Raw genomic sequence first — 12,817 nt, 5'->3', positions numbered from 1 at the left:
GGTAATAGCCGGAGGTTATACAGCCGCCACGCAGCGGGTTACCGCCGCGCTGCGGCTGGAGGGGTTGCCGGGCATTCCGGTTACAACGATGAGCGGCGTGCTGCGCCTGTTTTGATCCGGCAAATCGTAAGGGGTTCACTGGTGCGCCTGCGAAGCTGCAACGCAGCGCTGATCTAAAGCAAGTAACAATAACAGTCCATTAAGGTGTGGCGCACCGGGAATAGCGGTGTTTGTACGGCCACGTAGCAGGTTACCGCCGCGCTGCGGCTGGAGGGGGTCGTCAGGTATTCCGGTTACAACGATGAGCGGCGTGCTGCGCCTGTTTTGATCCGGTAAATCGTAAGGGGTTTACTGATGCGCCTGCGAAGCTGCAACGCAGCGCTGATCGTTGAAGCAAGTAGCAATAACAGTCCATTAAGGTGCGACGCACCGGGAATAGCCGGAGGTTATACGGCCGCCACGCAGCAGGTTACCGCCGCGCTGCGGCTGGGAGGGGTTGCCGGGCATTCCGGTTACAACGATGAGCGGCGCGCTGCGCCTGTTTTGATCCGGCAAATCGTAAGGGGTTCACTGATGCGCCTGCGAAGCTGCAACGCAGTGCTGATCTTTAAAGCAAGTAGCAATAACAGCCTATTAAGGTGCAGCGCACCGGGAATAGCGGGAGGTTATACGAATCCCTGGAGCAATTGCGGCATAGCCGCACATGCTATCGGAACAGGGTGATGACAGAATAATTATACTTTTATCATGTAGTCCAAATGCTCCATGAATCGGGTATCAGAACAATTTCTTCCCCGCCTGAAGTTGCTGCAGCCGCTGCAATGCTTCCAGGTAATAATAGTCGGCATAGCTCAGTGGCTCATCCACTTCCGTGTTCGTTAGCTTTGTACCGGTGCTGTGCAGCAGCAGGAATCCGCTTGCGGTGCCAATGGGCGCCCGGTAATTTTTTGTAAGACTTCCAACGATCTGGTCTGCCGCTGCCCGGTATCTCTTTGCGTTCTTGCTATAGGTGCTCAACTCATACAATGCCGATGCAATCACCGCCGCAGCCGAGGCATCACGCGGTTCATCGGGGATCCCCGGTGCATTAAAATCCCAATAAGGAACACCATCTTTGGGGAGATGGGGATGACTGAGTATAAAGCCGGCAATGTGCTCGGCCATCTTCAAGTACTTTGCATCCTTTGTTTCCCGGTAGCACATGGTATACCCATACAGTCCCCATGACTGCCCGCGCGACCAGGCAGATTCATTGGCATAGCCCTGGTGAGTGGTCTTCTTATTGATCTTACCGGTAACCGTATCATAATCCACCACATGATAAGAGCTGTAATCCGGACGGAAATGGTTTTTCATGGTCTGGTCTGCATGACTTACCGCTATCTTATACAACGACTGGTCACCGGTAAGTTTCCAGGCTTCAAACAACAATTCAAGGTTCATCATATTGTCAATGATCACCGGAAAATCCCATTTATTTTTACTGTGGTCCCAGGACCGGAGCACACCGGCCGTTGGATTGAATCGTGTGCTCAGCGTCTTTGCCGCCTGGATGATCACTTCCTTATAATGCGGATCTTTTGTGAGCCGGTACCCGTTACCGAAACTGCAATACACTTTAAATCCCATATCATGCGTGGTGCCATTGATTTTCTCCTGTTCAATGTCTGCCGTAAAGGTTCTTGCGGCTGTTTCCCATTTTTTATTACCGGAAAGCTCATACAGGTACCAGAGCTCGCCGGGAAAAAAGCCGCTGGTCCAGTCGCGGGAGGCCACCAGCTTCAACTTTCCGTCTTCCAGGGTTCTTGGAGATAGCCCTTTTTTATCTGTTTCCTTTGCAACACGGATCTCCCGGAGCATTACGGCCGTTTGCTTTTCGGCATCTTTCACTGTTACCGGAATATTTATACGCTGTGCAATTCCTGTTAACGCACTCGCAACGAAAGCGATGATGATTCCTGTTTTCTTCATGGTTTGTAAAATAGCGTCCGCCGCCGCGGGTTTAAATGATTTATGTTTTAATGAACGATCAATTGTACTTCCAGCAATTTCATCAGTTCGCTGCCGGAGACTGTTTCGGGACTAAGTACCAGGGTATTCACGCCCTGCTTCAGCTCCAGTTTGCCAATTTTTTCAGTAATCACTCCCCCCTTTGTATGCTGTACTTGTCCTTCAATCGATGTGACACTATTCAGCAATAACTTATAGCTGCCGCCGCATTCGGGTCCTGTTACATATTTAATCACCACATCATAGCTGCGCGCTTTCATTGTCTGCACCGTCCAACTTATCTTTTGTTCCGGCGATTTCCAGCCGTCTACATAGTAACGGCCGGTCTTTCCATCACCAAAACCAAATCCTTTTCCCTTCAATTGCGCGTCAAATGCCAGCAACCGGGTGATGGGGATATTGGGCGCCGCAAAGAATACAGGGTTTGTTTCGGGCTCGCTTTTTAATTCCAGCGCTACCACGGTATTAGCGGCATCTGGCGTAACACCGGTAAGGTCGATCTGCACCTCGTCCGTGCCAATGCGTTTTGCCGCTACTGTCTTTTTACTGCCTAACAGATATGCTTTTCCTATGGCAGTTTTCAATCCTCCCACATACAGTTTTTTATCCGCAGGAAAATCAAATATATGCAAGTAAATCTTGTTGCCCTGCATCGTACTTACCCCCCAGTTCTGCAATGGCAACGGGCTTGGCACAACATTATAAATGCTTTCACTGTTTTGCTTTATCCAGTTGCCGATTCCTTTTAAAATAGCAAGATCTTTTGTATCGATGGCGCCGTCTCCCTTCGGACCGATATTCATTAGCAGGTTACCACCACGCGCAGCCGCCTTTGCCAGCAACTGTATAAAAAAGGAAACCGGCTTATGGCTGTTATCATACCTGGAATATCCATAGCTTTCATTGGTGGTGGGGATGGCCTCCCACCTGTTCCGATCCTCTATAGCAACCGGTGCAAACTCTGCAGGCCGGTCTGCGGTATTCAGATAATCCCCATAATTGCGGGCGGCACTCCTTGCCAGCCGCCCGTTCACCACCACATTGGGATCCGTTTCCCGTATCATCTTTAAAATACGCAGGTTCTCGGAGAAGGGCAGCTTATGTGGTGTATCAAACCAGATGATATCGGGGTGGTATTTTGTAAGCAGTTCTTTTATCTGGGGAATGGCTTTTTCATTTACATATTTCACGGCCTTTGGCAGCAGTTCGGGGTGCTTGTCGTACCAGTCGCGCCCGCCATACAGGTTCTTATCGCCTCCCGGGTTATTGTACTCCCAGTCGTTACCAGGAGCATCCGGATGCTCCCAGTCGAAGGCATGCGAATAGTAGAACCCGAATTTGATACCGTATTTTTTGCAGGCAGCAGACAGCTCCGCCAGCGGATCCCGCTTAAAGGGCGTCTGATCATGAATATTAAAATCAGATACAACGGAAGGATAGATGGCAAACCCATCGTGGTGTTTGGCGGTGATGATCATATAGCGCATACCCGCGTCCCTGGCCGTCCTGGCCCATTCATCTGCATTGAACAGCACCGGGTTGAACCGGTGCGCCAGTTCCAGGTATTCATTGCGCGTGATCTTTTCCTTGCGCATTAAATGTTCGGCATAGCCATCCACCTTCTTTCCCTTCCACTCGCCGCCGGGCAGGGAATAGATCCCCCAGTGAATGAACATCCCGAACTTGGCCTGCCGCCACCAGGCGATCCGCTCTTCATGCGTTTTCATAGATTGTGTCCACCAGCCGTTTACCGCTTCATCAACCGCCTGCTGATCCCGCTGCTGTCCTTTGTTATACATATCCTTATCTTCATCGCCCGCTACCTGCGCGGTAGCAGTAAAGATGCCGGTACTAAATAATATGCCTATAAAAAAACGTTTCATAAAATTTTTGCTCACAGCTTTCGACGATTTACACAGACGATGCGATTGCGTCATTTAAATTCATTTTTATTGGATCCATATCAACGGGTTTCTTACCGGCAGGTTCCGGATCACTTCTTCTGTTTCCGGTGCATGATCCAGTTTTTTCCAGGTATTGAACCAGTCATTTTTTTTAAATGCAACAGCCCCAAATACCAATGCGGGCTGGGCCACCGGCCAGTTATCCCAGTACATTACATCCTGCCTGTACGGCCATTTATTTTTATCGGCGATGAACGGATAAAGAAATTCAAGTCCGTTCTTTATCGAACGGCCGTCAGGGGTTTCATAATTCCAGAGATCATCCGATTTTGTCGATAATACCTGGCAGATGGTGGTCATGGCATCGAGGTTAAACAGGGAATATCCGTACGGCTTGGTACGAGCCAGCTCTTTGGGGAAACTGCCGTCCCGGGCCATCTGGTTGGGCAGCAGTACTTTCTTATACCGGTCGCTGCAAAACTGCATCAGTTCTTTATTACCGGTAAATTTTGCAAAAACCGCTACCTGCATTACCCAGCAGGTACCGTGGTTGTTGGCCGCGTTCATTTCATCCTTGCCATATTGATGGGTGGTCAGCCATTCCAAAAACCGGGCAAACCATTTTTTTGTGGCGGCCAGCGTATTCCGGTCCATTGCTGCATCCCGTTCCATCACCCTCAATCCCTGCACTACTTCCATCAATTGTATGGCATCGATGATGCCGATACCGCGCCCGGTAGCCCTGCCTTTTATGGCCTGCGCGTAGAGCAGGTCCGGATTCATTAAAGTGGCCGTATCCATAAACCAGGCTTTGCAATGTACCAGCACCTGCTTTACATATTTTTGCTGCGGGCTGATGCGGTAAGCGGATGCCAGGGCGCCAACGATCCGGCTGAAACGGATCATCGCATGCCGGTGCGCTACAAAATTATCGGGGTTTGTTTGTCCATCTTTTTGAATGTACGGACTGTCCACACTTACCGGGTTGGGCCACCAGTAATCACCTTCGCTGTAAAAATCATGTATGCCACCGGTACTGCGGGAGGCCCGGTGCGCAGTTACGGTCTCCGGTTGCTGTTGCATGGCCCAGGCGGCTTTTGCAAGTACCTGCCTTTTTAAAACCGTCTTTACGCCATCGATATCCTGGGCCTGGAGCCCCTGTCCTATAAAGGCCCCTATAACCAGGATAACGTATAATAGTCTTTTTTTCATTTTTATTTTATGCCAGTGTTTCTACCCTTATAGATCACAATTGTCAAATATGTATCGAGCTTACAGCTCTCTGTTTTTCTTCTGTTGCCCATACGCAACGAATTACATTCGTTGCTACACTATCAATACAAGGCTACGCCTTTGCCTTCTATATCCTCTCCCATATTCGCATCGATGCTGACCACTCCATCATTTTGTTATAAGCTCAACAGTGATCTTACCGCAGGCCAGACGATCAATACAAGACTATGTCCTTGCTTTCAATATCCCCATATCCGGATCAACGCCGATCACTCCATTATTTTGTCATAAATTGGAATGTGACCTTACCATAGGATTGGACGTCCTTTTTATGCGATGGCTCAATACTGCCTTTTAATTTCCCTTTGCTGTCTTTTTCTATACGAATGGTTCTCCAGTCGTACCTGCCTTTTTCATAATCAAAGGTTTCTCCATCATCATCATACAGCCGGTAATTGCCCGTCTTTTCACCATACACCCGGATCTCAAGGTCTACCTTTTCGCCAGCCTTTGGTGCATGCAGCAAGGGCGGCATCATCGGAATGACCCCGCCATCCTTTACATATACCGGTATTTTGTCCAACCCTGGCGTAACGGTGATCACTTCCCCGTCGCCGGCGAAAGCCCCGGTATAGAAATCGTACCAGCGCCCTTTGGGCAATACCACTTTTCTTGATGTCTGACCGGTAAACAACGGAGCTACCAGCAGGTACTCACCCGCCATATACTGATCCTTTACTTCTTTGGTCACCGCTTCCAGGTAAGGATTATCTTCCAGGTTGTTTTTTACAGAGCTGTTGGCATTTACCTGATATCCGGGCTCCAGGCTCATACCCCGGAACACCGGTGTGCCTTCAAAATGATATTTTGCAAACTCCGAATACCAGTAGGGCATCATCCGCATACGCAGTAATGCCAGTTCCTTTATCGGTGCCGCCACTTCCGGGTACGACCAGGGTTTGGTGCCGCTGGACCAGGCATTGATCATCGCCATCGGCGAAAAGATCACTGTCTGAAAGCGACGCAGCCATTCCTCCGCCGTTTTTGATGCGCGTACTTCGGGCGTCCATAAAACGCCGATATAGCCGCTGTTGATGAGCGCGGTGATAAAATCCTCGTGATGATAATAATCATTGTACAGCACATAGGGATAACTGTTGGCACCGGCGTTGGAAGCCCGTACCAGTCCGTAGGTGCGCTGGTTCTTATCTCTAAACAGGTTCACACTGTACTTCATCGCGAGCACTCCATAGGTCTGGCGCATTTGTTCGCCGGACAGTCCGGAAGGGAAGGTAGCCACATCCGGCCACAGGTAATAATCATAGCCATCCACTTCATCGATCTTATAACCGCTCACACCAATATCTACCTGATCTTTTTTCAACTGTCCGAAGAAAATATTGCGCGCCTCCGGAATGGTAAAGTCCGGCACTTCTCCTGTCCAAACGGTATGTGAACCGGTAAAGGGGGTGATCGCTTTATAAAAAGAAGCAGATTTTGACACATACGGATTGATCCAGAGATTCAGACGGATCCGTTTGTCCAGCATTTCTTTTACAAAGGCCGGAGGATCCGGATACCGTCCCTTATCCCATTCAAACGTACCGGGATAAGAGCGGCTCTGCCAGCCGGGCTCCAGCCCGATAAAGTCAAGCGGGTATCCCTTTACAGAAAAAGAGTCGGCTTCCTGTTTTACTTCAGCTGCTGTGAACAGCGACCGCACGCGTTGGGTGAAACCCAGTCCCCAGCGCGGTGGCAGTGTACCCCCTCCGTTGAGCAGGTTGTAACGGCGTACTGCATCCAGCGCGGTTGGTCCTGCAAAAACATATACTTCGGTTCCCGGTGCGGGCACCAGTAATTCCACCGCATCTGAATAGGGGCGCGAGCTCCAGCTTTTATCCGTATTCCGGTCCTTCTCCTCCGGAGGGTTCCTGCTGTCCTTACGTACACCCGAACCGGCATATACATTGATATACCGTGCAGCATTTACAAATACCCCGTAGCCCTTTGAAGAAACATAAAAAGGCACGGGCGCATGGGTACGACCGTTATCCTTACCACCGTAATGATCCATATGCAGCTGCAGTATTTTACCACGCTGGTGCACCGTCTGGAAATTTAGTCCGAAGCCAAATAACTGTTCCTCCTTCTCCAGCGGAAAACGCAGATAGGTCTTGCCATCTGTAACGGTACCGGAAATATCTGCCTTTGCAAAGGGAAACTCCTGTTCACTCATGTTCTTCAGCGCGGCAGCCGGCCGGGCATCTGCGGCTTTTAAAAGATCGTAGGCTTCCGGTTTGCCCACAATACCCTTCCATACCCCCGGCGCCACAGTACTCCAGGTAATGTTTTGCGCTGCGATCCCATTCCCTGTAGCCACCAATAAAAAAAGATAAATGATTCTGTAAAACATAATAATTTATAATGGTACAATCGTGTACTGCTTACCTTTTACTGTTTTAAAATCGATGGCATAGCCTTTTCCAGCAGCCAACTCCACCAGTTTTGCGTCCTTATTTTTCTCATAAGGCGGTTTCCCATAAGCCGTAAGCAACGGATTTAAACTTGCCTCCGTTGCTGTTGTGGCATTTACCTCCACCACTTTTACCGGTATGGAAGTATGTACCCGGCAATCACCACCGGAACCCGACAGCACCGTGGCTTTCATCAGACGGCCATTGGCCCATTCTATATTCCACTGAAAATTGCCGCGGGCGCGGATGCCTTTTACCGATCCCTTTTTCCATACAGATGGTAATGCCGGTAATAAGGCAATATATCCGTCATGACTTTGCAACAGCATCTCGGTGATGCCGGCGGTGGCGCCAAAATTGCCATCGATCTGGAAGGGCGGATGTGCATCAAACAGGTTGGGATACGTGCCGCCCCCACCCATGGTTTCTCTTGTCTGCCTGGGATCAATATAAGTAAACGCATCGCTTAATATCTTATAGGCATGTTCGCCGTCCTGCAACCGCGCCCACCAGTTGATCTTCCAGGCCATGCTCCAACCGGTGCTTACATCCCCGCGGAAGATCAGCGATTGTTTGGCCGCTGCGGCCAGCTCCGGGGTTTCCCTTACATTGATCTGGCTGCCGGGATACAAACCGAACAGGTGTGACAGATGCCGGTGCTTGTCCTTCGGATCATCCCAATCCCTAAACCATTCCTGCAACTGTCCATACTGCCCGATATGATACGGATAGAGTTGGTCTTTTATTGCTTCCAGTTCACGGGCAAATGCCGCATCCGTTCCCAGTATCTTTGCCGATTTGATCACGGCTGTAAATAATTCCCGTATGATGGACATGTCCATAGTACTGGCCATTGTGAGCTGGTACTCTTTTCCTTTTATTTTTATCGTATTCTCCGGTGAAGTGGACGGGTTGGTGACCCAATAACCCGAAACGGGATCCTTTACCAGCCAGTGCCGGAAGAACTGAGCTGCTCCTTTCATCAGCGGGTATGCCTCCTTTTGCAGGAAGTTTTTATCACCGGTAAAAAGATAATGTTCCCACAGATGCGTGGAGAACCAGCCACCGGCCATAGGCCAGCAGCTCCAGCGCGGCATTCCCCGCGGATCATCCCATCCCTGTCCGCCGGGAGGGGATGTTTTGGCCCACAGATCGGAATTATGATGCGTTACCCATCCTTCTGTAATGCCGTAATTTGTTTTTGCAGTAACCGCACCATTTACCGCCAGCTCTTTCATAAAATCAAACAGGGGCTGGTGACATTCGGAAAGATTGGTATTCTCCGCCAGCCAGTAGTTCATTTCCGTATTGATATTCGTCGTATAGTTGCTGCCCCAGGGCGGTTGCACATGATCATTCCAGATGCCCTGAAGATTGGTGGGTCGTGCACCCGGCCGGGAAGCCGCGATCATCAGGTAACGCCCGAACTGGTAATACAGGCTCTGCAAAGCAAAATCATCCGGTGCTTTTGTAAAACGCTTTAACCGTTCGTCGGTTGGTAATTTCTGTTTGCCGGCATCCGCTCCAAGATCGATCGCTACCCGGTTGAACAGCGATTGATAATCGTTTATATGTGCCGACCGCAGTAGTGCATATTTTTTTTGCAGGGCCTTGTTGAGAACAGCTGTGGCTTCAACGGAAGGATCTTTTCCTTCTTTGCCCGGCGATTGATCAAAACCGTTAAAGCTGGTGGCCTCGGAAAGATAGATGGTTACTGCATCAGCGCCCGATACCGCCAGAGAGGTATCCTGATGGTTTACCGAACCGCCTTCGGTGATAATTTTTGCATACACTTCAAAATTCATCCCTTCTCCGCTCCAGTCGTCATATACGACCTGTTGCGGTTCATATTCCCGGTTGGCCACAAATTTAGGCGCCTTCCCTTTTAGTACCAGCAGGTCCTGCCCCTTGTTCTCCGTTCGGTATTTCAGTTTACTGGTAAGACCCGCAGTAAAACTGATGGCATTTTTTTTATCTGCCGTAATGCGGATCATCATTATTTTATCCGGATGGCTGATAAAGGTTTCCCGTGTATACTGTACCCCGCCTGCCTTGTAGCGGACGGTAGCGGTGGCGTTGGCCAGGTCCAGATCCCGGTAATAATCCGTTGCCTGGGTATCCTTTAATGAAAAATCCAGCCAGAGATCCGCCAGTGGCAGGTATCGGGCTGAATAAGGTCCGTGCATCTTTTTCCATACAACCGCTGCGCTGTCGTAATTCCCCGCAAAGACCAGCGCCCTTACCTTTTCCAGTATTGCGGGTCCTTCCGGCTGATTGCCCGGGTTGGGCGCGCCGGACCAGAGCGTGTTGTCATTTAACTGGTAGCGTTCCTTTACCACACCACCAAATACCATGGCACCGGTCTTTGCATTCCCCAGCGGCAGGGCTTCTTCCCAAATGGTGGCGGGCTGTGCATACCAGAGTTTGAGTGTATTGCCTGCTCCGCCTGTTTGCGCATTTAACGCCCATCCGGGAATTGTCATTGATAAGAGGATCAGAATTTTTTTCATTAATATGTATCGCCCCTACAGGGCTTGTTTTGCGTTAAAAACCTGTTCTACAAATATGTTGCCCCTGCAGGGCCTCCATCAGACCTTTCTTATAAGATTTACAGCGTTGCTATTTAATCATTAACATTAAGAACAAAAACATCGCTTAACAATCCTTAACTTCTTAATGGTCTCCCCATATCCGGTTATCATGCCTATAGATCCAGGAATGCCATTGGCAGCTTACCGGATCGTGCACTTACCACCACCCGTTCTTTTCCTTTCTCTACGCTGATAAGCGCACGGCCATTATAGAACTGCACATACCGGGATCCGGAGGAAGTACCCAGATCATCCAGCAAACGGCCATCTCCTGTTAATCCGAAACGGATCCAGTCCGTTGCGTCCAGACAGCGCACGCCTTTATCATCCAGCAGCTGCGCCTGAAGCGTAACGATGCCGTTCTCCTCTTTTATTTTCTTTAATTCCAGTTGCGCGGGCTTTGTCCATTTTTCGGTCTGGTATTCAAAACGGATGGTATCCGTAACTGTTTCTTTTCCTTTTTTAGCTACGACCTTAACTTCGTATTGCCCTTTTTTCAACGGCACATTCCAGCGCAGACCGGCAGCAGGGAAATCCTGGCTGTTCCGTTTTTTGACCCCCAGCGATTGACCATTTACAAACAATTCCGCCATATCACAATTGGAATATACCTTGATCATTTTCTCTTCGCCTTCGTTGCCCCAACGCACCGGCCAGCTATGTCCGTAGATATGCGCCATCGGTTTGGTGGTCCAGTAAGACTGGAACACATAGTAAGCTTCTTTTTTGGTAAGGTTCCGTTCCACCACGCCTTTCTGATTCATATACGGAACGGGATTATCCGGGCGCACCGGTGTGGAAAAATCCTTGAACGGCCATTGTGCAGTACCTGTGAGCCAGGGCATGGTCTCCTGTTCTTTCAGGTGCCAGTCTACCAGGTTACAGAGATAGGTCTCACTCCAGTCACCATCCTTTGATGCCCGGGCGGCCCCTCCGTATAAGGAAGCATCACCGGAACGTTCATCCGCAGCACCCGTGGCTTTTATATTCTGTAATGATTTATCCGGGTTTTCAGAATGACGTCCGGCATGACTGTCGCCCCCCCATTCCACGTGTAAAAAATGATCCACTTTATCAAACTCGGCTTGGGTCACCTCTTTATACTCCGTATAGATCCCGCGGTACCAGCCCGCCCAGATGGATGGGGAATACACATCCACGATATCGCTGCAAAAATCGCAGCGGCGGATGGCGGTCTTGCGCGAAGGATCCAGGCGATGCGACAGGTCATTCAATTCTTTCATGAACTGCCGGATCTTTTCTTTGTCAAATGTGGGAAAATCACCGGGCCAGTCGTTCTCATTTCCCAGTCCCCAGATGATCACCGATGGGTGATTGTAGTGTTGTTCGATCATATGCGTGAGCATGCGTCGTGCCTGCTCCTTATAGACATCACCACCCAAACCACCCCGGCACCAGGGAATCTCTTCCCATACCAGGATGCCCAGGCTGTCGCATAAATTCAGGATGATCCGCGATTGCTGGTAATGTCCCAGCCGGATAAAATTCACGCCCATTTCTTTCATGGAGATCATTTCGGCGCGCATCATCTCTTCCGTCATGGCAGCAGCAACACCAGCGTGATCCTCGTGCCGGTGCGTGCCCCTTAACAACAGCCGCTTGCCGTTCAGCAAAAAGGGGCCGTGTTTCACAAATTCAAAACTCCGGAAGCCTATTTTGGTCCGCTCTTCATAAGTGCCGCCGGCTGTGCGGATGGTGGTAACCAGCGTATACAATACCGGCGCTTCGGGCGACCACAATTGCGGCCGGCCCAGGTTCAGGCTTTCAAAACGGTATTCTCCGTTTACCGGACGCTTCTTAACTACTTTCTTTATTTCTTTCCCGCCGGGATCCAGCAGCTGCAGGGTCATTTCCGCCTCACCTGTAATTGCCGCAGGATTGTACAACCTTGTGCGCACATTTACGGTGCCCGACCTTCCATCTTTTCCCGTCACAGCTTCTGCAAAAACCTTATCTAAAGAAACAGCCGGTACATATACCAGGTTCAGGTACCGGTACAGACCACCATACAAATTAAAATCCGAAAGATCAGAAGGGATCATCTCCAGGTCGCGCGAATTATCGCAGCGGATGGACACGGGCACTTTTCCTTTGAATTGTTTTACCAGACTGTCCTGTTTCAGGAAAGCATTCACGGCATCCGTAATATCGGCTGTCCATTCATCATAGCCGCCTACATGCGTGGTCACCCTGGTGGTATACACATACACTTCCGTTTTTTGTCCGGCCCCTTCAAAATGCAATAAGGTCCTTCCATTGGCATAAGGATTGTTAATGGCAAGCTGCGTGCGGTACCAGGCGGGGCCCTGATAATAATTCTCATCCGGATCCACTGCATCACGGGCATTCACACAATGCGGTAATGTAATATTTGTCCACAAAGGCACACTTTCCGGGTTGCCTTCTTTTACCGGCCGCACGGCCTCCCATACTCCACCCAGGTCCTGCTTCAGGAACTGCCAGTGATCGTTCAGGCGGACTGATTGCTGGGCCAGCCCCTGCAGAGCGGTTATCAGCAACAGCAACAGTCCTATAAAGCCGGTCCTATTCTTCACCCTAACCATTAAATGCATAATTTATTTTC

Annotated in this window: 7 protein-coding genes; 1 reads left to right on the top strand and 6 read right to left on the bottom strand. The window is 50.0% G+C overall.

Going from position 1 to position 12,817, the window contains the following annotated elements; translation table 11 throughout:
* Positions 1-354 precede the first annotated feature (354 nt).
* On the top strand, positions 355-723 hold the full coding sequence (locus K7B07_RS17055) for a hypothetical protein (protein ID WP_223711730.1): 369 nt from the start codon (positions 355-357) through the stop codon (positions 721-723).
* A 54-nt stretch (positions 724-777) separates the two neighbouring features.
* Here K7B07_RS17055 and K7B07_RS17050 read toward each other — a convergent pair whose 3' ends face one another.
* The 6 genes from K7B07_RS17050 to K7B07_RS17025 form a co-directional block, all read right to left on the bottom strand.
* The gene (locus tag K7B07_RS17050) at positions 778-1,971 is read right to left on the bottom strand and encodes a glycoside hydrolase family 88 protein (protein WP_223711729.1); all 1,194 of its coding nucleotides are present in this window, start codon (positions 1,969-1,971) and stop codon (positions 778-780) included.
* Positions 1,972-2,018: 47 nt separating this feature from the next.
* Complete coding sequence (locus K7B07_RS17045; protein WP_223711728.1) at positions 2,019-3,893, bottom strand: alpha-L-fucosidase; 1,875 nt, start codon at positions 3,891-3,893, stop codon at positions 2,019-2,021.
* A 66-nt stretch (positions 3,894-3,959) separates the two neighbouring features.
* On the bottom strand, positions 3,960-5,126 hold the full coding sequence (locus K7B07_RS17040; RefSeq protein ID WP_223711727.1) for an alginate lyase family protein: 1,167 nt from the start codon (positions 5,124-5,126) through the stop codon (positions 3,960-3,962).
* A 298-nt stretch (positions 5,127-5,424) separates the two neighbouring features.
* A complete protein-coding gene (locus K7B07_RS17035; RefSeq protein ID WP_223711726.1) occupies positions 5,425-7,560 on the bottom strand; it encodes a glycoside hydrolase family 31 protein in 2,136 nt (711 codons plus the stop codon).
* A 6-nt stretch (positions 7,561-7,566) separates the two neighbouring features.
* Positions 7,567-10,131 carry a glycoside hydrolase family 95 protein gene (locus tag K7B07_RS17030; protein ID WP_223711725.1) on the bottom strand — a complete coding sequence of 855 codons (2,565 nt, stop codon included), beginning with the start codon at positions 10,129-10,131 and terminating at the stop codon, positions 7,567-7,569.
* A gap of 194 nt (positions 10,132-10,325) precedes the next feature.
* A complete protein-coding gene (locus K7B07_RS17025) occupies positions 10,326-12,788 on the bottom strand; it encodes a glycoside hydrolase family 2 TIM barrel-domain containing protein (protein WP_223711724.1) in 2,463 nt (820 codons plus the stop codon).
* Positions 12,789-12,817: the final 29 nt, after the last annotated feature.

Origin of the sequence: Niabella beijingensis, assembly GCF_020034665.1 — a bacterium.
GTDB classification, from domain to species: domain Bacteria; phylum Bacteroidota; class Bacteroidia; order Chitinophagales; family Chitinophagaceae; genus Niabella; species Niabella beijingensis.
This window is presented reverse-complemented; position numbering and strand designations above follow the sequence as displayed.